Here is a 24,328-nt window from a genome sequence, read left to right as displayed (position 1 = left end):
GCTACCTCACGCTCCCAGAGTCCTCCGAATCGCCCTCCTGGGCTGCCTTGGCGCGCTCCGCGAGAACCTCGTGCTTGATGGCGAAGCCGATCTGGAAGTACCGCACGGCCGTGATGAACGAGCACACGACTCCCGCGTACACGAAGTAGATGCCCAGCGCCGCCCCCACGTCGTTGAACCCCGGGAGCCACGCCACGTGGACCAGGTGGAGCGCGGGAATCTGGGGAACGGACAGGAGCAGGTCGCAGAAGCCCGTCATGAGCAGTGCGGTGGCCACCTTGCCGATGTAGATCACGTCGACGGGGCGGGTACGGTAGCGCTGGAGCCTGAGCTCGCCCAGGAACAGGACCACGTCGCGACCGATCACGAACACGGCGACCCAGATGGGGAGCTCCCCCGTGATCATCAGGCCGAGCACGCCCGTAAAGAGCAGCACGCGGTCCATGATCGGGTCCATGATCTTGCCGACCCAGCTCACGGTCTGGGTTCGTCTTGCCACCTGACCATCGAGGAAGTCGGTGACGGCGGCGATGGCGTAGCAGCTGAGGGCGACCGCCCTGTTCCCGCCGTTTACGAACTGGACGAGGAAGGCGACAGTGAGCACGAACCGGCAGAGCGTGATGCAGTTGGCGACGGTGAGCACCTGGTTGGAGGGGTTGTTGGGGGTCCCGACGGGATCCGTGGTCGTTCCCGCGGCCTGGGCCACGGCAGCATCATGGTCGGCGAGGTTCTTGCCCTGCCTCTTGATCTTTTCCTTGGTCTCGGCCAATGGAACTCCCATATCACCGCAAGTGCCTGTAGTGAAAGCCATCTGATAGTACCGCAATAGCGAGACGGCACACAAAGGCTTCGAACGTAGGGGAGAACCCCTTGCCTCGGGTCCGTTATCCCGGGGCGTGTGGGGCTACTCCACCTTCTGGGCGAAGTTGTAGTACTGGATCGAACTCATCTCGTTGAGATCCTCCGCGAGCGTTGTCCCATCGTCCTGGTAGAGCGAATGCCAGGTTCCGCTGGAGTCGCGGTACCCGTAGATGTTGACCGCGGGGAAGGTGGTTCGAAGCTGGAGGCTCGCCTTCTGGTACGTGGTGAGCGGCGCGCCGATGACGCTCGAGAGCTTGGCGGCAAGGTAGTTAGGCGAGATGTTGTCCGTCTCGGCCGTCTGAGAGTTGCCCGCCACGTCGTAGTTGGCCCACAGCACGTAGGAGGTCTGGTGCGTGCGTTCCATTGCGGAGAGGTCGTCCTCGTCGGGATAGAGCGCCTTCTGGAGCGTGGGGGTGAACTCGGGTTGGTGGTCGCCAAAGAACAGCAGCACCACGGGCTTGTTGAGCTTGCGAAGCTCGGTCACGAAGTACTGCAGCGCCTCGTCGCTCTTCTGGATGCAGGCCAGGTACTCGGAGAGCTTGGAGTTGGTCTCGGAGTCGACGCCGGGCACCTCGTAGTCCACGAGGTCGCTTGCGGGGATGTTATTGGTCTCGTAGCCGCTGTGGTTTTGCATCGTGACATCGAGGATGTACTGGGGGTTGTCGTCGGTCTGCAGGAGCTCCAGGATCTTCTTGTAGGTCTCCTGGTCCGAGACGCCGTTGTGGTAGACCTCGGCACCCTGGAAGTCATCGATCGTGAGGAAGTTGTCAAAACCGAGCTCGGGATACACGCGGTTGCGCTTCCAGTTTGCCCCGTTGTTGGGGTGGATTGCGGTGGTGTCGTACCCCAGCGCCTTGAACTTCTTGGCGAGCGAGTCCACGTCCGAGAGGTCATAGAGCATGTAGGGGTACTTTCCGTCGCCGATGAAGGCCATGGAGTTTCCGGTGTTTGCCTCGAACTCGGTGTTGCAGGTGCCACCGCCGATGACCGAGACGGCCAGGCTCCCCTGCGACAGGGAGTCGGTCATGCCGGTCTGGAGGAACTGGGGGCCTGTGTAGCCGATGCCCAGCCCGTCGTAGTCGGTGGCAAGGTCGGAGAAGCTCTCGTTCATGACCACGATGACGGTGGGCTTGGTGGAGCTGAACTGCGCCGCAGCCTCGGCGTAGGTCTTGGCGGAGTCGCTCGCGTCGTACTCGCCGGCGAGCTGCTCCTCGGCCTTCTCTGCCGAGGAGTCCGAGTAGCCCTCGGGCTTCTTGATGGGCAGGTCGCGAGCGGCGGTGATGAAGCCGGGGAGGAAGCCCTGCTGGTCATAGTAGTCCATGGCAAACCAGTAGTTGCCAAACGTCACGCCCAGGTCGTCCCTCCACGAGGGGACCAGGACCAGGAGCGCGATTGCTCCGACGGAGACGGCGGCAACGAGCAGGTTGAGAAGGACGCGACGGGCGCCCCCCCGGCCTGCCTTGGACTTGGCATCGCTGTCCTCGCCAGAGGGGTCGGTGTCCTGCGCCGGATTGTCCTCACGCCACGCCGAGGGAACGATGAGCGAGAGGAGCAGGGCAGCCCCCGCAACGCACAGCAGACCCCACAGGCACATGTCCGTGACCGTGTAGGTGTAGCCACCTGCGACTTCGGCGGCGGTTCCCGCCGCAAGGACGTCGGAGGGCAGGAGCGCGGTTCCCTTGAACTCCCTCACGAAGAACTGGGCCATGCCGATGAGGAACAGGGCGAGGACGCCACCAACCGCAGCACCTCCATGGCGCTGGACGATGAAGACGAGGGCGAGGAGCGCCAGGCAGATGAGGACGAACTCGATGGCGAAGGTGTTGGGCGGGAAGAACGGGAAGTACCTGTTCCAGGGGAGCTCGAGCGCGCACATGCCCAGGAAGGCGGCGCCCAGGAAAGCGATAATGTTCTTGATGACCGTGCCCGCCTTCCCAAACCTGCCCGAGAGGGAGGCGAGGAAGCCGCCCCTGAGCAGCTCGAGGTAGGAGAAGAGGACGAGAAGGACCGCCACGATGGCGACCTCCCAGATGGGCGCAAGGTCAAGCCGGAGGAAGCCGATGATCGCGACCACCACGGCAACGAACACGTTGAAGCCGACGTAGGCGATCGTGCCGCCGGATGGTCTCTCCTCTCCCCCGTTGGCGAAGGGCCAAACGCCCTTGGTTCGAGCAAAGACGAGGAGCACGCACAAGGCGGCGGACGCTAGGCCCAGCAGGCCGGACGCGATGGCGGTAGTCATGTCGGACATCTTTGGAAGTTCCCCCATTTGTCACTTGGACAGGCAAAACAACAGAGCATTCTACAGGCAAACACAAGGCAGGTGCCTGAATCGATGGCCAGGTACCTGTCTTTCACACATAAGAGTCCAAAAGGGTTGGAGTAAATGGGCAAGAGTTGCGGCATTGCGCCGGAACGACTCTCTACCCGCAGCTATTGTATGCGCGCCTACTTTGAAGGGCATGGAGGAGAATGGGGAAATGGCGGGAGTCCTGGGGTTTGCGCTTTGCGCGCTTTTGCCTCCCTCAGACGAGAAGGCCAAGGCTGCACGTCACCTGCAAGAACGTTTGCTGCGGCGAGCATCGCCGGCATTAACGGGGCGGCGCGCGTGCTTAACAGCGCTAGCCCTCGTGCAGAATTACCCCCGATCGCTTAGCCCCTCTGACCCCCTTGTTAGCTGGATGGCGGAAACCCACAAGAGGCTGGGAAACGTTAAGCATGTAGGGGCGTTCTTTCCCCATGACGAGAAACGACCCCCATCTGCTCAATGACTATCGAAATCCCGTCACGAAAGTTGAAGCTTCGAACCTGTGGTCTTTGAAGATGGCGTCCCCGATGCGGCCGACCGAACGAACCAGGCCAACGCCCCAGATTGCCAGAGGCGTTGGCCTGAGAAATCGCTGTCCCGCAGCGCCAAAACCTACTCTGCGGGAGGCATCTGCGCGGTGGGGTCGGAGTCGCCCCTCCCCGGCCTGCGCGCGAAGCCCGCGGCTCGAAGCACGTCTGCCACGGTCTGCTCCTTCTGCGCGGGGGCCGGCGTCTCGCGGTACTGGCGCATCATCTGGGAGAAGAGCTCCGCCGTCGAGGGCGGGGTGAACGTCACGGCGTTGGCTCCCGCCTCGACCGTGGCGGCGCAGGACTCCTCGGTCCTTCCGGCGGAAGCGATGATGGGTACGTTGGGGAAGCTCTCGCGGATGTGCCTTACGATCGAGGCCGTGTTGGCACCCCCCGCCACGTTTATGATCGCGGCGCCTGCCTGAAGGCGCGCCTCGATGTCGGTGTCCTCACTCACTACCGTGATGACCGTGGGAATGTCCACGGCACGCGACACAGCGGCAAGGTTGACGTTGGAGACGGGCGAGTTGAGGACCACGCCCATGGCACCCTGGCACTCCACGTCGTGGGCAAGGGTCACGGTCCTGACGCCGCGGGTGGTTCCGCCACCGACGCCGCAGAACACGGGGATGCTCGAGGCGCTGATGATCGCGTCGCTGATGGACTGCTGCGGGGTGAACGGGTACACGGCGAAGACCGCGTCCGCGTTGCAGTTCTTGATCACGGCGAGGTCGGTGGTGTACACGAGGGTGCGGATCTTGCGACCAAAGATGACGATGCCGCTGGCGTCCCATGCTGCCTGGGGCATCCTCAGTATCTTGTGCCTGAGCCTCGCCTCGAAGATGGGCGCCTGCTTGTTCACGACCGGTGCGACGTTGGTCTCGGTTTCGTCCGCCATTATGGAGCCTCCCCTCTTTCGTCGCCCGAGGACCCCGGGCGACCAACCGAGCCAATTGTTCCCCAGCGTTGACAGCATCTTTCACGGCTGGCGCTAGATTGCGTCACGCGTGGCCACCACGTCCACGCCGGTCCCGCACACATCGCGCAGGACGACGTCTCCAATGTGGACGGGCGCCTCTGCCCTAACCCCCGATAGCTCAGCCACCACGGACTCGACGAGGCGCTTGGGGACATCGCCGGCGGTCTTCACCGAGACCACTGCCCAGTCCGTCGAGCCGTCCACGGGAACGGTTGTGGTCACGACCCTTTCGGGTGCGGTGACCTCCTTGCGGGCGTAGGCCTCCCCACGCGGGCAGCAGTTGCCCTCAACCGCCACGACCTCGCCGCCTTCCAGGCTCACGGTGACCTGGCAGCCCCTTGGGCAGCGTATACAAGTGAGAGTTTCGCGTTCCATCCTAGGCCCCCTCCACGACGACGGTGAGCGGCTCGTCTCCCCCGGCGCTGGCAAGCTGCTCCGCACGCACCTTGAGCTCCTGCATCTCGCCGGGGACCACGATGTCGCGCCTCCTGGTCGAAACGCGCTCGTTGCCCAGGTAGGCGCTCAGGCGGCAGTGCTCCCGCACGCCGGTGACGCGAAAGCGCAGTGTGACCGCCTCGGGCATCGTCCTGGGATGGAGGGAGCTGGGCACCGTGTACCGAACGCCATCACCGGCTACCACCGTAACGGCGACCCCAGTGTCCGTGGACCCATCACCCATCGCGTAGCGAGCCGCGCACTCGCCGGCATGTGCCGCCTCCTCGCTCACAAAGTCAACCAGGTCGTGGACGTGCAGCACGTTGCCGCAGGCGAAAACCCCGGGCACGCTCGTCATGAGCGAGTCGTCCACGTACGCACCACGGGTGGCCGGATTGATCCTCACGCCCGCCTCGCGCGAGAGCTCGTTTTCGGGAAGCAGTCCAACAGAGAGGAGGAGCGTGTCGCAGGGGATGCGCTCCTCGGTGCCCGGTATGGGGCGGAGGCGGTCGTCGACCTTGGCAAGGGTAATGGCCGAGACGCGCCCCTGGCCCTCCACGCCCACCACGGTATGGGAGAGGAGCAGGGGAATCCCAAAGTCGTCGAGGCACTGCACGATGTTCCTCTTGAGTCCCCCGGAGTAGGGCATGAGCTCGGCCACGCACCGCACGTGCGCGCCCTCGAGCGTGAGGCGACGCGCCATGATCAGTCCGATGTCGCCAGACCCCAGGATCACGACCTCCCTGCCGGGAAGGACGCCCTCAACGTTGACCAGGTGCTGCGCGGTTCCCGCGGTGAACACGCCGGCTGGGCGCGTGCCCGGGATGTCGAGCGCGCCGCGAGGCCTCTCGCGGCAGCCCATGGCGAGAACGACCGCCTTGCAGCAGATGCGGAACACGCCGTGCTCGGGACTCACCGCCACGATGCCCTGGCCCGGGACCACCCTAAGGACCGTGGTCTGGGTCATGACGTCGATGGGCCTCTCCCCCAGCGCCCTCTCATAGCGGGCGGCGTACTCGGGGCCGGTCAGCTCCTCGCCAAACCGGTGCAGGCCAAACCCGTTGTGGATGCACTGATTGAGGATGCCGCCCAGCCGCACGTCGCGCTCCAGGACCAGGACGCGGGTCGCTCCGGCATCGTACGCGGCGATGGCGGCGGAAAGCCCCGCTGAGCCCCCGCCGACGACCGCCACGTCGTAGTCTGCCAGCCTGGAAATCGCCTCAGGCCTCATGTGCCTCGCCCCCAATCCCGTCCTTGTCCCTTGCGACAGCGAGCTCCGAGCCCGGGCCCGACTTGCAGACGCCGAGCAAGTCGAGGTCTGGAACCTCCTCGCAGAGGATCTGCATGATGCGGGGCGTGCAGAAGCCGCCCTGGCACCTTCCCATGGTCGCCCCCACGCGTCGCTTGACGCCATCGACGCTCCTCGCGCCAGGGACCCTGCGGCAGGCGTCCCGTATCTGCGCCTCGCTCACGCGGCAGCAACGGCACACCACGCGCCCGTATGCGGGGTCCTTGCGCACGAGCTCGTCCCAGTCCTCAAGAGAGATCCGGTCGAGACGCGGGAAGCCCCTCCTGGTAGCGACGAATCCCTCCCGCTCCGAGAGGCCAAGGATGTCGCGGACGATCCCCGCGACCATGCGGCCGATGGCGGGGCTGGCGCTGAGGCCGGGGCTCTCGATTCCGGCGCAGTCCACGAACCCGGGCGCGTCGGGCACCTCGCCGATGGCAAACTCGTGCTCGGGACGGTGCGCCCTGAGGCCGGAGAACGACGTGATCGTCTCCCGGAAGGGAATGTCGCGCACCGTAAGCATGCTCGCCTCACGGACCCTGGCAAGGCCCTCCGCGGTGGTCTGGGTCCCATCCTTGTCCTCGATGTCCTCGGCCGTGGGCCCCACTAGCAGGTTGCCATGGACAGTGGGCGTCACCAGCACGCCCTTCCCCATCTTGGTGGGAAGCGCGAACACCGTATGCCGCACGTGGTTCCCCGCGGTGGTGTCGAGAAGCTCGTACTGCCCCCGCCTGGGAACGATCTTCATGGGCTGAATCGACGCCATGCCGTGCACCTCGTCGGCATGGACCCCGGCAGCGTTGACCACGACCCGCGCGACCCTTGTGCCCCGCGTGGTCGAGACCCCCCAGGTGTCGTCGGGAAGCCTGTGGAGTCCCGTCACGCGCTCGTTGAGGGAGAAGGACACGCCGTTTGCCGCGGCGTTCTCCGCAAGGGCACAGGTGAGGTCAAAGGGGTCGCAGATGCCGCCCGTGGGCGCCCACAGCGCGGCAACCGCTGCGTCGGACACGTTGGGCTCCATCCGCACCAGGTCGTCCCTCCCCACGATGGAGAGCTCGGGGACGCCGTTTGCCCTGCCCCGCTCAAGGAGTGCCCGAAGGGCGGGGAGGTCCTCCTCGCGGGTGCACACCACGAGCGACCCAATTCGCTCGTAGGCAAAGTCGAGGTCGCGCGACAACTGGGGGAAGAGGGAGGCGCCCTCCACGTTGAGCCTGGCCATGAGCGAGCCGGTCGGCGCGTCAAATCCTGCGTGCACGATGGCGGAGTTTGCCTTGGAGGTACCGCAGCACACGTCCTCGCGTGCCTCCACCACGAGGACGCTCGCCTGGAGCCGGGAGAGCTCGCGCGCTATGGCGCAGCCGCACACCCCCGCCCCGACAACGACGACGTCCCAAGTTGGATCGCCCATGCCTGGCACCCCCTCCTGTTTGCACGGACCCCGATTGAGCGACGGAACCGATGATACGGTCGTTGATATGTCACCCGCGGGTTCGTCTGGCGGACGGTAGAAAGGCGAGGGGCGTCTGGAGCGCTACGCGCCCGAGGCGGACTGGGCAAACTGGCTTTGGTACAGCCGCGCGTAGAAGCCGCCGCGGGCAAGCAGCTCGTCGTGCGTGCCGCGCTCGATGATCTGGCCGTCGCGCATGACCAGGATGCAGTCGGCGTTGCGGATGGTCGAGAGCCTATGCGCCACCACGAGCGAGGTGCGGTTCTCCATCATGACGTCAAAGGCGCCCTGGACCTGCAGCTCCGTCCTGGTGTCGATGGAGCTCGTTGCCTCGTCCAGCAGAAGGATGGGAGGGTCGGCGAGCATGACGCGGGCGATGCAGAGGAGTTGCATCTGACCCTGAGAGAGCGTCTCGCCCGAGCCTCCCACCACTGTGTCGTACCCCTTGGGGAGCTGCATCACGAACTTGTGCGCGTGGGCTCGCTTTGCGGCCTCGACGACCTCGTCCATGGTGGCGCCGGGCTTGCCGTAGGCGATGTTGTCCCTCACCGTGCCCTCGAAGAGCCAGGTGTCCTGTAGCACCATGCCAAACGCGGCACGCAGGCTGCCCCTGGTGAGTTCCTGGATGTCATGGCCATCCACGAGGATGCTGCCGGAGTCAACGTCGTAGAACCTCAGCAGGAGGTTGATCAGCGTGGTCTTGCCGCACCCCGTGGGACCGACCAGGGCGAACCTGCTCCCGGCGGGAATCGCAACATCCACGTCCCTCAGGAGCGGGCGGCCCTTGACGTAGGAGAAGCACACGTGGCTCAGCTGGAGGCTCCCCCTGGGGTCATGCAGCTCCTCGGCATCCGACGCGTCCGGCACCTGCTCTGGCGCATCGAGGAGCGCGAGGAGCCTCCTGCCCGAGGCGAAGGCGCCCTGCACCTGCGTGACCACGGCCGAGACAGCGTTGAAGGGCTTCATGTATTGGTTGGCGTAGGCAAGGAAGCTCTGGACCTGCCCAACGGTCAGGGGGGAGGGACTTCCGGTGATGACGCAGAGGCATCCCACGACGGCAACCGCCGCGTAGGTGATGTTGTTGACGAGCCTGGTGGAGGGGTTGGAGAGGGAGCTCACGAACTGGGCCCGCTCGCCCGCCCCATAGAGCCTGGAGTTGATTTCTTCGAATCTCTCGGCAAAGGCGTCGCCCTGCGCGAAGGCCTCCACGAGCTTCTGGTTTGAGACGACCTCCTCTACGAGGCCCCCGAGCTCGCCCTGGATGCGCTGCTGGGAGGCAAAGCTCTTGGTCGAGAACCGTGCCACCCCCCATGCCACGAGGATCGAGAGGGGTGTGAGCACGATCACCACGAGCGCCACGGGGACAGAGAGGGACAGCATGAATCCGATGGTCGCGACGATGGTGACGATGCCCGAGAAGAGCTGCGTCAGCCCCTGGAGCACGCCGTCGCCCACGGCATCCACGTCGTTGACCACGCGGGTGAGCAGGTCGCCGTGGCTATGCGAGTCCACGAACGACAGCGGGAGCCGGTCGAGCTTGTCGTAGGCGTCGTTGCGCAGGTCGCGCGCGGTCTCGTAGGCAAGGCGCGTGGTCACGAACGAGGCGAGCCACTGCGTCGCCGCCGCCGCGACCACCACGGCCACCAGCCCTGCCAGGAGGGGCGAGAGCGAGGCGAAGTCCACGCGTCCCTCTCCCACCATGGTGTCTATCGTCCTGCCCACGAGGATCGGCACGTACAGCTGAAGAACCGAGGTCACTACGGTGCAGGCGAACGAAAGCAGGAGGAGCCACGCATGCGGCCCTGCGTACCTCAGGACCCTGCCCACGACTTGGCCCGAGGAGTAGGAGAGGGCGGCCTCGTCCAGGGACGCATCTCCCCCATCGCCGGGGTCGAAGCCCCTCACGTTGGAGAGCGTTCCCTGTGCCGTCGCGGACGAGGTGTAGGGGTTTGCCATCAGCGCATCGCCTCTTCCCTGGAGAGCTGCGACTCCACGATCTCGCGGTAGAGCCCGCACGAGGAAAGGAGATCGTGGTGCGTGCCCAAGCCAGCCTTCCTGCCGTGGTCAAGCACGAGGATCTGGTCAGCCCCCATCACGGCCGAGACGCGCTGGGAGATGATCACCGTTGCGGTCTCGGGAAGCGTCGAGAGCGCCGCGCGCAGGCGGGCGTCCGTGGCGAAGTCGAGCGCGGAGGCCGAGTCGTCCAGCACGAGGACCCGGGGGTGGCCCACGAGCGCCCTTGCGATGGTGAGGCGCTGGCGCTGCCCGCCGGAGAAGTTCATCCCCCGCGCCTCGACTGGCTCGTCCAGGCCGTGCTGCTTCTGGGCCACGAAGTCTGCCGCCTGGGCGAGCCTGAGCGCCTCCCAGAGCTCGTCGTCGGTCGCTTGGGGCCTCCTCCAGAGCAGGTTGCTCCGGATGGTTCCGCTCACGAGCGAGGCGCGCTGGGGCACCAGCGAGACCACTTCGCGAAGCTGTTCCAGGGGATATTCGCGCACGTCGGTCCCCAGGACGAGGACAGAGCCCTCGGTCGCATCGTAGAGCCTGGGGAGGAGGTTGGCCAAGCTCGACTTTCCCGAGCCCGTGCCGCCGATGATGCCGAGCGTGCCTCCCTCGGCGACCTTGAGCGTCACACCGTCCAAAGCGGGCCGAGAGCTGTCTGCGTAGGAGAAGCCCACGCCCCTCAGCTCGAGGGCCGGCGCCTTGCCCGCGGGGGGAAGCGCGAGCTGCGTTGCCGAACCATCAGTGACGGAGGGCTCGCGGTGCAGGACCTGCATGACCCTCTCGCCCGAGGCGGCGCCCCTGGTGAAGGTGACCACCAGGTTGGCGACGTAGGCGACGGCGAGCAGGGTCTGCGTCATGTAGTTGACGAAGGCCACGATCTCGCCCTGGGTGAGCGTGCCGGCCTGGATCCTGAACGAGCCGGACCACAGGATTGCGACGATGCCCAGGTCGAGGGCGATGAGCGTCGCCGGGTTGAGGACGGCGCCTAGGGTACCTGCCCGCACTGCGGAGCGCGTCTGCTCGTCAGACGCCTGGTGGAACCTGTGCGACTCGAAGGATTCGCGCCTGAAGGCGCGGATGACCCTGACGCCCGAGAGGGCCTCCCTCACGATGAGAGTGATCCTCTCCAGGCCCTCCTGCATGCGCTGGAAGAGCGGGACGGAGCGTGACATGACCAGCCAGAAGACCAGGCACACGACCGCCATGCACCCCAGCAGGATCGACCCCAGCGAGGGGTCGATAAGGCAGGCGGCGACGATGGAGCCGATGGCCAGGAGTGGCCAGCGCACGAGTTGGCGGATGCCCAGGGCCACGGCGACCTGCACTTGGTTGACGTCGTTGGTCACGCGGGTCACCAGGGAGTCGCCGCCTAGGGCATCAACGTCTGCCGCCGAGAGGGAGCAGATGCGGCGGAAGACCGCGTTTCTCATGTCGGTGCCAGAGCCCTGCGAGACCAGGGCCGCCATCTTCTGGCAGACCAGGGTGAAGCAGTAGCCCAGCGCGGCGAACAGCACGAGCAAGAGGGCGTACCTCTCCACCAGGCCGACGTCGCCATTTGCGATGCCACGGTCGATCATGCGGGCGACTATGACGGGGGTGAGAAGGTCAAAGAGCACCTCGACGAACTTCGTCGTGACGGCCAGGACCACCTTCCCCCGATAAGGCCCGAGGAACCTAGAGAGCAGCTCCGTCACGCGATTCCGCCTTCCTAGTCGATCCCCAGTCGTTCGGCGAGCTCGAGCCACTCGCCCTCGAGCGAGTCGACCTCGTCCTGCGCGTCCTGCGCCTGCTGCTGGAGCCTCATGAGGCCCTCGTAGTCGGACGGGTCGCTCTGCGCCATGAGGGCGCGGATGCGGTCCGGCTCGCCGGAGACCTTGTCGAGCTTTCTCGCGACGGCGTCAAACCGCTTCTTGAGCTCCCTGCGCTCCGCGTTGGAAAGGCCCGTCTCCCCCGTCGCAGCAGCCTTGGTCGCCTCCCCTAGGCTAGGACCAGAGGCGGCTGAAGTCACATCCCTCTTTTGTTGGGACGCATTCAAGAGGCTAAGGTACTCGTCCACCCCGCCCGGGACGTGGCGGAGATGGCCGTTCAGGATGGCATACTGGTCGTCGGTGACGCGCTCCATGAGGTAGCGGTCGTGCGAGACCAGGATGAGGGTGCCCGGCCACGTGTCGAGGAGGTCCTCGAACACGGCGAGCATGTCGGTGTCGAGGTCGTTGCCGGGCTCGTCGAGCACGAGGACGTTGGGTTCCTCCAGCAGCACGCACATGATGGCGAGCCGCCTGCGCTGACCTCCGGAGAGGTCGCGTATGAAGGTGGGAAACTCCCTGCGCGAGAAGCCCAGGCGCTCGAGCAGCTGCTCGGGGGTCTGCTCCTTGCCGTCGATGTAGTAGTGGCTCTTGTATGTTGCCATGAGCTCGGAGACGCGCAGGTCCTCGCTCTTGGCGAGGCGCGCGAGGTTCTGCGACAGGAAGCCGAACTTGACCGACTTGCCGATCTTGACGTAGCCCTTGCTGGGGAGGAGACGCCCGGTCATGACCTTGAGCAGCGACGACTTGCCCGCGCCGTTCTCGCCCAGGATTCCCACGCGGTCCCCCGGGCCTATCAGCCAGTCGATGCCAGAGAGCACCACGTGGTCGCCGTAAGAGACGGTCACGTTCTTCATCTCGATGACACGCTTTCCCAGCCGGCTTACCGCGAGCCTCTTGAGCTCGACCTCGTTCCTCACGGGAGGGTCGTCGGCGAGCAGCGCCATGGCGGCGTCGATTCGGAACTTGGGCTTGCTCGAGCGTGCCTTGGCGCCGTGGGCGAGCCAGTTGAGCTCCTTGCGCAGGATGTTCTGGCGCCTGGCCTCGCTTGCAGCCGCCTGGCGCTGGCGCTCCACGCGCTGCTGGATGTAGGCGGAGTAGCCGCCCTCAAAGGGGTCTATGACCCCGTCATGGACCTCCCACATGTGCTCGCAGACCTCGTCCAGGAACCAGCGGTCGTGCGTCACAACGAGAAGGGCGCCCGTGCCTTGCGGCCAACGGCGCTTGAGGTGCTCGGCGAGCCAGGTGATGGCGCCCATGTCCAGGTGGTTGGTGGGCTCGTCCATCAGCAGCACGTCCCAGTCGCCGGCGAGGACGCGAGCGAGGTCCGCGCGCCTGCGCTGGCCGCCCGAGAGCTCGCCTATGCGGGCGTCCCAGGGGACGTCTCCCAGCAGCTCGTCCACGATGGAGCGGACCTTGGGGTCCGAGGCCCACACGTATTCTGGGACGTCGCCCACCACGGCGTGGCCGACCGTCTCGTCGTCGTCCAGCGAGTCGGATTGTCCCAGCATTCCCACGGTGATGTTGCTTCGGTAGGTAACCTCGCCGGAGTCGGGAGTCACGCGACGGGCGACGAGGTCGAGGAGCGTCGACTTGCCGTCACCGTTCCTACCTACTATGCCAATCCTCTCCCCCTCGTTGATGCCGATGGTCTGGTCCTTGAGGACCGTCTTGCCCGGCCACTCCATCGAGAGGTGCTCGCAGCCAATCAGGATTCCCACGTCAGTGTTCCCTTCCCTCCCGGGCCAGCGTCCTGAGGAGACGAATCTCGTCCCCGTAGCCCTCGAGGTCGTTTGGCGTCTCGAGGATCATGGGGAGGTCCCGCGTGCGGGGGTCGTTCACGATGCGCTCGAAGGTGGCGACCCCCAGGGTGCCCCTGCCGATGCGCTCGTGCCTGTCCTTGTGCGACCCGCAGGGGTTCTTGGAGTCGTTGAGGTGGAGGGCGCGCAGCCGGTCGAGCCCGATCACGCGGTCGAACTCGTCGATTACCCCGTCCAGGTCCGCGGCGATGTCGTAGCCCGCGTCGCTCACGTGGCAGGTGTCAAGGCACACCCCCAAGAGCTCGTCGTGCTCCACGCCGTCGATGATACGTGCCAGCTCCTCAAAGCGGGAGCCCACCTCCGTGCCCTTGCCCGCCATGGTCTCGAGCAGCACGGTGGTGCGCTGACCCGGTACCAGACACTGGTTGAGGCCCTCGACGATCAGGCGGATGCCCTCGTCCACTCCCTGGCCCACATGGCTTCCGGGGTGTAGGTTATACAGGTTGCCGGGAAGCGACTCCATGCGCTCCAGGTCGTCCGCGAGGGCGTCCCGCGCAAACTCCACGGTGCGCTCCCTGCCGGAGCACAGGTTCATGGTGTAGGGCGCGTGAGCCACCAGGGGACCGATGCCGGCTTCCCTCATGACCCGCTTGAGGCCCCCGACGTCCTCGGGATCCAGTGGCTTCACGTTTCCGCCGCGTGGGTTCCTCGTGAAGAAGGCAAAGGTCGTGGCGCCAAGGGATTGGGCGGTCCTGCCCATGGCCGCGTAACCGCCAGCGGTGGAGAGGTGGCATCCCAGGCAGAGTGCCTCTCCCCTCACTTTTGCGCCACCCGGATCATGGGGGACAAGCGGTCAAGGATGCGGCTAGCGACCTCGGCCTTGGGCAGGCAGGGGAATTCCTCCACGCCGTCGGCGGAGACGAACGCCACGCGGTCCGTGTCGGAGCCAAACGTGGAGTCGTCGCGCGACACGTCGTTGGCAACAATCATGCTGGCACCCTTGGACCGGAGCTTTCGCTCCGCGTTCTGGAGCAGGTCGGTGGTCTCGGCGGCAAAACCTACCACGGGACGATCCCCTCGCACAGAGCAGAGCTCGGCGAGGATGTCCGCCGTCTCGACGAGACTAATGGACGAGAGGGGCTCGCTCGACTTCTTGAGCTTGTGATCGGCGGGCTCGGCAGGGGTGTAGTCCGAGACGGCGGCGGCGCAGATGGCAGCGTCACAGTCATGGAAGGCATCGACGGCGGCATCCCGCATCTGGCTGGCGGAGACGACAGACACCACGCGCACACCAGCGGGGGCGGCAAGCGAGACTGGCCCCGACACGAGCGTGACGTCAGCTCCTCTGGCGGCGGCGGCTGTCGCAATGGCGTACCCCATCTTCCCGCTCGAGGAGTTGGCGATGTAGCGTACCGGGTCGATCGCCTCGTGCGTGGGCCCCGCCGTCACCAGGAGGCGGACCCCCTCGAGGTCGCGTGGCACATCGTCGTCGCCCAGCGCGCCGAGCGCCGCGGAGGCGATGGCATTGACCGGGGCGAGCTTGCCCTCCCCCACCTCGCCGCACGCCAGCATACCGGAGTCGGGCATCACAAAGCGCACGCCCCTCTTCCCTAGCGTCGCCACGTTGGCCTGGGTGGCGGGGTTCCTCCACATGTGCACGTTCATGGCGGGCGCCACCAGTACGGGGCAGGTTGTGGCGAGCAGCGTGGACGTGAGCGCGTCGTCCGCGATGCCCGCTGCCATCTTCGCCATCACGTTGGCGGTAGCGGGGACCACGAGTGCCAGGTCCGCCCCCTCCGCCAGCCTGATGTGCGGAATGGGGTCGCCGGGGTTGCCATAGAGAGAGGTGACCACGGGGTGCTTGGACAGCGCCTCGAAGGTGACGGTCCCCACAAATCGCATGGCGTCCTCGGTCATGACCACGCGCACGTCACGCCCCGCCTTCTGCAGGGAACGCAGCACCTCGCACGCCTTGTACGCGGCGATCCCCCCGCACACGGCGAGGAGGACGTAGCCGCGGCCCTCCCCCTCGCTACTCCGCATCGAGGGCACCCTCCACCACGAGCATGCGGTGGCAGTACGGGCACTCCGCTATGGGCTCGCCCGCGCTTCTCAGGTCACCGTACTGGCTGGGCTGCAGCTTGACGCGGCACACAGAGGGCACGTTGCCCTGGAGCCGCTCGACCGCAAGCCCACCAAAGCGCTTGGACTTCTCGTCGTAGGTCTGCGCGGTCTGGGGCGAGAGCTGTGCCAGGACCGCCTTGCGCTCGCGGGCGAGCTCCCTAACTCGCGCCATGATGTCGGCACTGTCACGCTTGTACGAGGCCTCGAGCTCCTCTCCCTCACGGTCCAGGCGCTCGCCGAGCGCACGCGCGTTTGCCTCCGCCTTCTCGAGCTTGCCGAGCGACGCCTGAAGCTCGCCGTGGGCAAACTCCAGCTTCTCGACCTTCTTGGCGAGCGAGGTCAGCTGGGACTCGATGTCCCCCACCTCGCGGTAGCCGGACTCCTGGGCCTTCTCCCTCACCTCGTCCATGATCTGGAGCAGCCTGATGTGACGCTCCTCGTTATCGTCCAACTCCATCTGGGCGTCCTTGCGCTGGCCAACGATCTTCTGCGACTCGGACTTGAGCTTCTTCTTGGCCTGGGCCAGAGCCGCGAGCCTCTTCTGCTGGGGCATCTGCCTCAAGGCGTGGCTGTCGCGCATGAGCTGCAGGTCGATCTCTTGGAGTCGCAGCAGAGCCTGTGATTCGGACATGTTCTTCTCTCCTTTGCCGGATGGCACGGGGACGTTATCTGGTGGTGCCGCGCTCGGCGGCGACAATCCTAAGGAGCGCGCTTGCGAAGGCGTCCAGGTCGTCCTGGGGAACCCTCTGGTCAAACGAGACCCTGAGCGAGCCCAGGGCCTGCTCACGCGGGATGCCCATCGCGGTGAGCACGTGGCTGGCGTCGAGCGATCCCGACGAGCAGGCGGAGCCGGCGGAGACCTCAAACCCCTCCTGGTCGAGCTTGAGGATCAGGGTCTCGGAGTCCAGACCCGGCGCCATGACCGACACGATGCCGGGGAGCCTGCCGGGGCCCACGGGGACGTTTGAGGTGGCGACGATGCCGGTGCCCTCCCCGCACAGCCGCTCCGTGAGCCGCGCCGCCCTGTTGCGGACCGTCCGCGCCGTACCGTCGAGGTCCGCAAAGCACGCGCGAGCGGCGGCGGCGAAGGCGAGGGCGTCCCTCACGCTCTGGGTGCCCGGGCGCCTCCCCTGCTCCTGCCCTCCGCCAAAGCTCTGGGGCCTGAGGGGGCAGCGCCCGCGGATGGCAAGTGCGCCAATGCCCACGGGGCCACCGATCTTGTGCGCCCCCAGGCTCACCGCGTCCACGTTTGCGAGGTCGAGCGGCACCTTGCCAAAGGCCTGGGCGGCATCGGTGTGGAACAGCGCCCCCGCAGCGTGGGCGGCCTTGGCGATCTGCCCCACGGGTTGCACGATGCCCGTCTCGTTGTTTGCAGCCATCACCGAGGCGAGCGCGACGTCGATTCCCATCAGCTCTCGCACGGCATCCGCGGTCACCACGCCGTCGCGGTCGGGCGAGACGAGCGACACCTCGAACCCGCGGTCGCGCAGCGCGGGAATCACGTCGAGCTCGGAGTCGTGCTCGATGGCAGAGACCACCACGCGCGTGCGACGGCGGTCGCGGTCCCGCGCCCCCATCGCCATGCCAAACAGCGCGAGGTTGTTTGACTCGGTGCCACCCGAGGTGAAGATGACGTCTGCCGGGCGGAACGAGCCCCCCAGGCACCTTGCGAGGTCCCTCCTCGCGCCATCCAGAGCCCGGTCCGCCTCGCGTCCCAGGGTGTGGAGCGAGTTTGGGTTTGCCCCCGCGATGCGGGACGACTCGTAGTCGGCCTCCGCCCGCAGTGCCTCCTCGCACATGGGTGCAGAGGCGGCGTAGTCCAGGTACACGTAGCGCTGCGGCATTCCCTAGGCCCTCCCAGCTATGCCGCGGGTTCCTGCCTCGCGGATCGTCTCTATTGCAACTCCCCTGTCCGGGGCGCCAAAGACCGCGCTTCCCGCCACAAGGACGTCCGCCCCCGCGGCGCACACGCGCTCAGCGTTGGCGACGCCAATTCCGCCGTCGACCTCGACGAGCGGCGACACGCCCAGCGAGGAGCAGAGCGAGCGGAGCTCGCCGAGCTTCTCGCATGACCCCTCGATGAAGCTCTGGCCACCGTAGCCGGGGTCTACGGTCATCACCAGGACCATGTCAACGTAGGGAAGGATGGAGGACAGCGCCGCGACGGGCGTGCCCGGGTTGATCGCCACCGAGGCGAGCGCACCGTGCTCGCGAATGAGCGTGGCGAGCCTGTGCGCATGGCGCTGCGCCTCGTAGTGAAAGGTCACGATGTCGGCGCCGGCCTCCAGGTACCAGCCTACGCTCTGCTCGGGGTCCTCGACCATAAGATGCACGTCGACCGGCATCTGAGTGTGACACTTGACCTGCCTCAGGATGCCCGGCCCAAACGAGAGGTTGGGCACAAAGTGCCCGTCCATGACGTCGTAGTGGACGTAGTCTGCCCCCGCAATTGAGTCGAGCTCCTCCCCCAGCCTGGTGAAGTCGGCGGAGAGAATAGAGGGTGCGATGCGCGCAGCCCTTTGCGTCATGGGTCCAACCTCCGTATTCCGTTGTCCCGACCCCGTCAGAGGCCGTAGAACTCCTCGTTTGGGTCCCTGTCCAAAAGCGAGTGCCGTGCCTCGTCCATGGGCATGCCCTCGTACAGGATAGCGTGAACGGCCCTCGTGATAGGGGTCTCGATGCCACGTTCACATGCAAGCTCCCAGGTGCCCCTCACGGCCTTGGCGCCCTCGACGACCATCCCCGTTCTGGCCTCGTACTCCTCGAGCGACGTGCCGCGGGCAAAGGCCTCGCCAAAGGTGCGGTTGCGCGAGTGGGACGACGTGCAGGTGGCCACCAGGTCGCCCATCCCCGCGAGCCCCATGCAGGTCATGGGGTCGCCGCCAACGGCGCTTACGATGCGGCCGATCTCGGCCAGCCCGCGCGTCATTAGCACGGCGAGCGTGTTGTCTCCCATGCCCAGGCCCCAGCAGATGCCGCAGGCAATGGCGATCACGTTCTTCACGGCCCCGCACACCTCCACGCCGCGGAGGTCGTGCGAGCAGTACACCCTGAAGTCGGGCGAGACGAACATGTCCCTCGCGGCTCGGGTGACCCCCTCGTCGGGCGAGGCGACAACGGCGGCCGACACCATGTCGCGGCAGATTTCCTCCGCGTGGTTGGGCCCGCTCAGGGCGGCGATGCGGCAGGGTTCGCCCACCTCGTCGCCCACGACCTCGCTCATCAGCTCGAGGGTGCCCTCCTCCATGCCCTTGGTCAGGACCACGACGGGGACGCCAGCCGGCACGTGGGGCGCGACGGAGCGCATGGTCGAGCGGAGGAAGGCCGACGGCGTCGCAACCACCACGGCGTCGGAGCCCTCGAGCGCCTCCGGCGCCTGGGTGGTGGCCCCCACGTTGTCGGGGAGCACGTAGCCCCGCAAGTGCCGCGGGTTCCTGTGCGCCTGGTTGATGGAGTCTGCGACGGCACCGGAGCGCGCCAGGAGCGTGACGTCAGCGCAGTTCCTGGCGAGAAGCCCCGAGGCTGCGGTGCCCCACGAGCCCGTCCCTATGACCGCGACCCGCTGGATGCCCATCACCTCTCGCCCCCCTTGCGGACGGTGAACTGGCGCTCCTCGTGACGCGCGAGCTTCCTGATGTTCTGGCGGTGCGACCAGATGACCACCACCGCCACGATTGCCATGGGCAGCGTGTTGAGAGGCCCAAAGCCCAGGGCGAGGCAGATCACCGGCAGCGAGGCCGCCGCGCAGATGGAGCCGAGCGAAACGTAGCGCGAGGGCACCGCGAACAGCAGGAACACCACGAGCAGGCCCACGCCCACGGGCCAGTACATGCCCAGGCCGGCACCAAAGCCCACCGAAATCCCCTTGCCGCCGTGGAAGTGCAGGTAGGGAGAGAAGACGTGGCCCAGCACGCAGGAGGCGTACACCAGCGTGGACGCAAGGCCAAACGGGGTGAACGGCGCCACCATGGAGGCGTCGCCGCCAAACGCGACGGCAGCTATCACCAGGCGTGCGACGATGGTGCACAGGACGCCCTTGCCGGCGTCGCACAAGAACGTGAGGAGGGCGGCGCGCGCACCCACGGAGCGCGCGACGTTGGTCATCCCGATGTTGCCCGAACCCACCTTGCGCACGTCCACGTGCCCCTCCGAGCCCCTGGCGATCAGGAGCCCAAAGGGGATGCCGCAGACGAGGAACGACGCGATGCAGCAGCCAAGCGTCGCCACGACCAGGGATGTCATTTTCTGGTGTCGTCCTTCCGCTTGAACTTGAGGCGAATGGGGGTCCCGCCAAAGTCGAAGGTGGAGCGCATACGGTTCTCGAGGAACCGCTCGTAGTTGTCGTCGATGAGGTCGGGCGCATTGCACCAGAAGGTGAACGAGGGCGGCTTGGTTCCCGTCTGGGTGCCGTAGTGGATCTTGAGACGGCGGTTCTTGTCGGTGACGGTGTGGCCGCCCTCCCTTAGCTGGGCAAGCAGCTTGTTGATGTCGGAGGTCTTGACCTCGCGCTGATGCGCCTCCGCCGCGGCGAGCGTTGCGGCGAGGATCTTGTCGACGGCGCGCCCCGTCAGGGCCGAGATGTTGACGTAGGGCACCCAGGGCGCGTAGCCCATCCGCATGTCGAGCGACTCCATCACGCGGTCGCGCTTCTCCTGGGTGTCAATAAGGTCCCACTTGTTGAGGGCCATCACCACAGCGCAGCCGCGGTCCACGGCCATGCCCAGCAGCTTCTGGTCTTGCTCGGTCACGCCCACCGAGGCGTCCACCACGAGGATGCACACCTCCGCGCGGTCCATGGCCTGGAGCCCGCGCACCAGGCTGTAGTACTCCACGTCCTCGTGAACCTGTGACTTCTTGCGCATGCCCGCGGTGTCAACGAGCCTGATGCGGTTGCCCTTCCACTCGATCAGGGTGTCCACGGCGTCGCGAGTGGTGCCGGCAACGTCCGAGACGATCGAGCGGTTGCGCTTGGCGAGTCGGTTGGCGAGGGAGGACTTGCCCACGTTGGGACGCCCGATGATGGCCACACCCAGGTAGCCGTCGTCCTCCTCGGACTCCTCGTCTTCGGGCGGGAAATTGGCCACGACCTCGTCGAGCAGGTCCCCCGTGCCGTAACCGTGGTTTGCCGAGATGGCATGCGGCTCTCCCACGCCAAGGGAGTAGAACGGCCAGGCCTCGTCCTCGCTGGACGGGTTGTCGACCTTGTTGACCACCAGGATCACGGGCTTGTTGGAGCGCCGGACAACGCGGGCGACCTCCTCGTCCTCGTCCGTGACGCCCACCGAGCCGTCCACGACGAATACGATGACGTCCGCCTCCTCGCAGGCGGCGAGCGCCTGCTCGCGGATCCTGGGGGCAAAGACGTCCTTGCTCTTAACTGACTCGATGCCGCCGGTGTCGATCAGCACGAAGTCGCGGCCATTCCAGTCGGCCTCGTGGTACGAGCGGTCCCTGGTGACTCCGCGCGACTCGTGGACGATGGCGTCCCTGCTCACGGCGATGCGGTTGACCAGGGTGGACTTTCCTACGTTGGGGCGGCCTACGACCGCCACGATTGGCTTGGGCATGATTCTCCTTGCTCTGGTTCCATCCCGTGAAGTCTAGCATGCGACAGTATCGCGACCACGGGCCGAGCAATTCCTACCCCTCTATTACCATATATTTTCTCGTAGTGTGTCTTGCCCCCGCACCAACCAAAGGTTGGTCGACCTTTGCCGGTGGCACGGGAGAAGCTCGTTCAGCAGTTGGCCGAGACGGGCGTGGCGGTGGCGACGGCTTGTCTCAGGGGTGAAAGAGATGGGGGTCAGCCATGCGGACTCGTCGCGTTAACTCACCCGTTGGCATCAATAGGCAAAGAAGAGGATGGTCATGCGTGCGATCCCGGCGGGAAGTGGCGTTGCGGAGAGGGGAAATCCGTGCCTGCTTAACATGTCCCGGTCTCTTGTGGATCTGGAGCCGGGATGCTTAGAGGCGCTACTCCTCTTGTGGGTTTGGAACCGAGGTGCTTAGCGATGCTAGGCCTCATGCTGGTTCTCTCTCCTCCAACCCACATGAGGGCTAGGGCGATTAAGCATTTAGTTCCGAATCGATAAGTGTGCTAGCGGGATTATGCATCATGTCATGAATTTGGCAGGAGGCCTAGTGGGATTAAGCACGATGCGTCGCGGTCAATGTAGGCGCAGCCCCTCCACCGCGTTTGGCGATTCCATCCCACAACGGCCTCCGTCATTTCTCAGGCTCTGCTATTTTGATCGAGAAAGGCGAGCGCTGCGGTCAACGACGAAGCGACGACCCCGTTCAATATAGAGGCCCACGGCACTACGAGGCCGTCCCCGTCAGCGCTTCCTCGCTCACTCGGACATCCGGCAATGCCCTACGATGCCGTCCCGGCTCTGGAGGATGTCCTGCTCGTAGGACGTCTGAAACGGGTCGTTGTGGTGGATCACATACGGCACGCCATCACCGTTCCTCCCGTCCGAGACGACATCGGCGTGATTGCTGAAGACTACGATGTCCCCGCCCCGCCAACTGCCGATGTCATGAACGTCCATCGTGAGCCTGGTCTCTTTTCGGGTCCAGCTGGCAGCGGAGGGCGTCGACCATGGCGGAGGGGGTCGTCTGGCACACGACCGCCCTGCCGCCGCGACGGTCTATCTCGTCGAGGATCTGCGCCTGCGAGCCACCGTCGAGCGTGACCTTGTCAAAGTTGAACATGACCTCGGGGAGCAGCACGACCGTCCCCGAGAGGTCCTTTGGGAGCTGGGCCAGCAGGTCCACGGACACGATGAGGCCCGTCACGTTGACGTCGCCGCCGTAGTAGTCGTTGTGGATGGCGAGGGCGGAGACCAGCCCCCGAGCCCACGCGGCGCAGAAGCCGCGGATAACGCCCTCTGCCGCCTCGCCGCACACCGCGAGCGCGCGGAGCCCACGCGAGCGAAGCGCGTCCACGATGCCGTCGAGCTCGTCCGCGTGGTCCTGGCAGATGTCGCGGGCCTCGTCCAGGAAGCTCCTGAGCATGCCAATGCCGTCGTAGAACTGCGGGTAGCCGTCGTAGGTCTCGGACTCCGGAACGGGCAGCTGGGCGTCGAGGTAGAACTCGTCCGAGAGCTGGAACCGTGTGCGGCCCAGCCGCTCCCTGGCACGGCGCTGATAGGGCTCGATGAGCCGGACGACCTCGCGGGACGCCTCCACGTCCTCGGAGAACGAGTGGGAGAAGTTCCGCGAGTACTTGGTGTAGCCCATGGGGACGAGCGCCAGCGAGGTGATGTTGTCCCTCTCCTCCACCCAGTCGAGCGTGCGGCGGAGCTCCTCGCCGTCGTTGATCCCGGCGCAGAGCACGATCTGCCCATGGACCTCAAGCCCGGCGTCGCAGAGCGCCTGCAGAACGTCCAGGCCCCGCTGGGCGTGCGGGCCGATGAGCGACCTCCTGACATCGGGCGACACGGCGTGGAGCGAGACGTTCATGGGCTCCAGCCGGCACTCGATGATGCGGGCAAGGTCGTCGTCCGTCACGTTGGTGAGCGTGACGAAGTTGCCCTGGAGAAACGAGAGCCGGTAGTCGTCGTCGCGCAGGCTGAGGGAGGCGCGGGCGTCGTCGGGCAGCATGCGCATGAAGCAGAACTGGCAAGCGTTGACGCAGGTGCGGATGCCGTCGAACAGCACGTCCTCGAACTCGATGCCCCAGTCCTGCCCTGCCTCGCGTTCCAGCGTGCAGGGATAGGTGAGCCCGTCGTCAGGCGTGAACACGCTCAGCTGGCAGGTGGCGTCGGAGGCCTCCCACCGCCAGTCGATGATGTCGCGGAGCGGCTTGCCGTTGACGGTCTCCACCCGCATGCCGGGCTCGATGCCCGCCTCCCAAGCGGGGCTTCCCTCCTCGACGCTCGCCACCACGGCACCCGTGGCCTGGGGGCGCGTGGAGGCGTAGTCGGCCCTGCCCTGCTGGCTGGCCCTCATCGCGTGCCGCCCATTCCCTCGACGGCGGAGCAGACCGTGTCGATCTGCTCCTGCGGCGTGGAAGCCCCGGCAGTGATGCCCACCAGGTCTGCTCCGTCGAACCACCCCGCCTGGAGCTCGGAGGCAGACTCGATGTGGTGAGTGCGCGGGCAGCGGGCGGAGCAGATCTTGGCCAGGCGCGTGGTGTTGGCGGAGTTCCTGCCCCCGATCACGACCATCACGTCCGCGCGCGCCGAGAGCTCCGCCGCCGCGGCCTGCCTGCTGGAGGTGGCCTCGCAGATGGTGTCGTGCAGCCTGAGCTCCTCGCACCTGCCGATGAGGGCGGAAACGATCGCCCTTAGGTTGTCCCTGGCCTGCGTGGTCTGGACCACGATGCCCACGCGCTTGCCGACCTTGATGCCCTCGAGCTCGGAGACGTTCTGGACCACCACGGCGCCGGGGGCGTTGCCCAGGGTCCCCAGGACCTCGGGGTGGCCCTTCTCGCCCACGATGATCACCTGGTAGCCCTGGTCGTACAGGGCGCGGGCACTTTGGTGGGCGCGCAGCACGAACGGGCAGGTGGCGTTGATCACGCGGTCGGCGTGCTCGTTGGCGCTGCGCTCCTCCTGCGGGGTCACGCCGTGCGTCCGCAGCACCAGGGTGCCGCCATCGACGTCCTCGGGCGACGACACGGGGGAGACGCCCGCCTGTGCCAGCTCCGCGACCACCTGGGGGTTGTGGATGAGCGGCCCAAGCGTGTGCACCTGGCCCCGTTCCGTCTGGACGGAGTCCCTGACCAACCGCAGTGCGCGCTCCACGCCGTAGCAGGCTCCCGCCTGGCTTGCGACCTCGACTCTCATG

Annotated in this window: 20 protein-coding genes; all 20 read right to left on the bottom strand. The window is 66.3% G+C overall.

The annotated features are described in order from the left end of the window. Position 1: 1 nt before the first annotated feature. The 20 genes from FYJ68_RS02915 to ispH all read right to left on the bottom strand — a co-directional run bounded on the left by FYJ68_RS02915 (position 2) and on the right by ispH (position 24,327). Entirely contained in the window at positions 2–781 is a 780-nt protein-coding gene (locus FYJ68_RS02915; RefSeq protein WP_195837696.1) for a CDP-alcohol phosphatidyltransferase family protein, read from the bottom strand. Between the two features lie 123 nt (positions 782–904). Next, positions 905–3,112 carry an LTA synthase family protein gene (locus FYJ68_RS02910; RefSeq protein ID WP_195837695.1) on the bottom strand — a complete coding sequence of 736 codons (2,208 nt, stop codon included), beginning with the start codon at positions 3,110–3,112 and terminating at the stop codon, positions 905–907. A gap of 669 nt (positions 3,113–3,781) precedes the next feature. After that, complete coding sequence (locus tag FYJ68_RS02905) at positions 3,782–4,594, bottom strand: beta/alpha barrel domain-containing protein (RefSeq protein ID WP_229771986.1); 813 nt, start codon at positions 4,592–4,594, stop codon at positions 3,782–3,784. A gap of 93 nt (positions 4,595–4,687) precedes the next feature. Then, complete coding sequence (locus tag FYJ68_RS02900) at positions 4,688–5,050, bottom strand: DUF1667 domain-containing protein (RefSeq protein ID WP_154433823.1); 363 nt, start codon at positions 5,048–5,050, stop codon at positions 4,688–4,690. A 1-nt stretch (position 5,051) separates the two neighbouring features. After that, positions 5,052–6,341 (bottom strand): NAD(P)/FAD-dependent oxidoreductase, encoded by a 1,290-nt coding sequence (locus FYJ68_RS02895; protein WP_229771985.1) that lies wholly within the window; start codon positions 6,339–6,341, stop codon positions 5,052–5,054. Further along, complete coding sequence (locus FYJ68_RS02890) at positions 6,331–7,806, bottom strand: NAD(P)/FAD-dependent oxidoreductase (protein ID WP_154433821.1); 1,476 nt, start codon at positions 7,804–7,806, stop codon at positions 6,331–6,333. The genes FYJ68_RS02895 and FYJ68_RS02890 overlap by 11 nt, the downstream gene beginning before the upstream one ends. Positions 7,807–7,929: 123 nt before the next feature. Next, complete coding sequence (locus FYJ68_RS02885) at positions 7,930–9,801, bottom strand: ABC transporter ATP-binding protein (protein WP_154433819.1); 1,872 nt, start codon at positions 9,799–9,801, stop codon at positions 7,930–7,932. Beyond that, positions 9,801–11,540, bottom strand: a complete 1,740-nt coding sequence (locus tag FYJ68_RS02880; RefSeq protein WP_326832181.1) for an ABC transporter ATP-binding protein — start codon at positions 11,538–11,540, stop codon at positions 9,801–9,803. Before FYJ68_RS02880 ends, FYJ68_RS02885 begins: the two co-directional genes overlap by 1 nt. 14 nt (positions 11,541–11,554) lie before the next feature. Then, entirely contained in the window at positions 11,555–13,372 is a 1,818-nt protein-coding gene (locus FYJ68_RS02875; RefSeq protein ID WP_326832180.1) for an ABC-F family ATP-binding cassette domain-containing protein, read from the bottom strand. Between the two features lies 1 nt (position 13,373). Then, positions 13,374–14,231, bottom strand: coding sequence for a deoxyribonuclease IV (locus FYJ68_RS02870; RefSeq protein ID WP_326832179.1), 858 nt, complete (start codon positions 14,229–14,231; stop codon positions 13,374–13,376). After that, positions 14,228–15,454, bottom strand: coding sequence for a bifunctional phosphopantothenoylcysteine decarboxylase/phosphopantothenate--cysteine ligase CoaBC (gene coaBC, locus FYJ68_RS02865; RefSeq protein WP_154433817.1), 1,227 nt, complete (start codon positions 15,452–15,454; stop codon positions 14,228–14,230). The genes FYJ68_RS02870 and coaBC overlap by 4 nt, the downstream gene beginning before the upstream one ends. After that, positions 15,444–16,166, bottom strand: a complete 723-nt coding sequence (locus FYJ68_RS02860; RefSeq protein ID WP_154433815.1) for a zinc ribbon domain-containing protein — start codon at positions 16,164–16,166, stop codon at positions 15,444–15,446. The genes coaBC and FYJ68_RS02860 overlap by 11 nt, the downstream gene beginning before the upstream one ends. A gap of 34 nt (positions 16,167–16,200) precedes the next feature. After that, a complete protein-coding gene (locus FYJ68_RS02855; protein WP_154433814.1) occupies positions 16,201–17,379 on the bottom strand; it encodes a cysteine desulfurase family protein in 1,179 nt (392 codons plus the stop codon). 3 nt (positions 17,380–17,382) lie between these two features. After that, entirely contained in the window at positions 17,383–18,063 is a 681-nt protein-coding gene (rpe, locus tag FYJ68_RS02850) for a ribulose-phosphate 3-epimerase (protein ID WP_154433813.1), read from the bottom strand. A 35-nt stretch (positions 18,064–18,098) separates the two neighbouring features. Further along, positions 18,099–19,109, bottom strand: a complete 1,011-nt coding sequence (locus tag FYJ68_RS02845; RefSeq protein ID WP_154433812.1) for an NAD(P)H-dependent glycerol-3-phosphate dehydrogenase — start codon at positions 19,107–19,109, stop codon at positions 18,099–18,101. Further along, positions 19,109–19,777 (bottom strand): glycerol-3-phosphate acyltransferase, encoded by a 669-nt coding sequence (locus tag FYJ68_RS02840; RefSeq protein ID WP_154433811.1) that lies wholly within the window; start codon positions 19,775–19,777, stop codon positions 19,109–19,111. The genes FYJ68_RS02845 and FYJ68_RS02840 overlap by 1 nt, the downstream gene beginning before the upstream one ends. Continuing rightward, on the bottom strand, positions 19,774–21,102 hold the full coding sequence (gene der, locus FYJ68_RS02835; RefSeq protein WP_154433810.1) for a ribosome biogenesis GTPase Der: 1,329 nt from the start codon (positions 21,100–21,102) through the stop codon (positions 19,774–19,776). Before der ends, FYJ68_RS02840 begins: the two co-directional genes overlap by 4 nt. Before the next feature lie 783 nt (positions 21,103–21,885). Beyond that, on the bottom strand, positions 21,886–22,086 hold the full coding sequence (locus tag FYJ68_RS02830) for a DUF1287 domain-containing protein (protein WP_154433809.1): 201 nt from the start codon (positions 22,084–22,086) through the stop codon (positions 21,886–21,888). Beyond that, positions 22,073–23,488, bottom strand: a complete 1,416-nt coding sequence (locus tag FYJ68_RS02825) for a DUF512 domain-containing protein (protein WP_154433808.1) — start codon at positions 23,486–23,488, stop codon at positions 22,073–22,075. The genes FYJ68_RS02830 and FYJ68_RS02825 overlap by 14 nt, the downstream gene beginning before the upstream one ends. Then, the gene (gene ispH / locus FYJ68_RS02820) at positions 23,485–24,327 is read right to left on the bottom strand and encodes a 4-hydroxy-3-methylbut-2-enyl diphosphate reductase (RefSeq protein ID WP_154433807.1); all 843 of its coding nucleotides are present in this window, start codon (positions 24,325–24,327) and stop codon (positions 23,485–23,487) included. Before ispH ends, FYJ68_RS02825 begins: the two co-directional genes overlap by 4 nt. Position 24,328 lies beyond the last annotated feature (1 nt).

It is taken from the genome of Olsenella porci, from assembly GCF_009695875.1.
Taxonomy (GTDB): Bacteria; Actinomycetota; Coriobacteriia; order Coriobacteriales; family Atopobiaceae; genus Olsenella_H; species Olsenella_H porci.
This window is presented reverse-complemented; position numbering and strand designations above follow the sequence as displayed.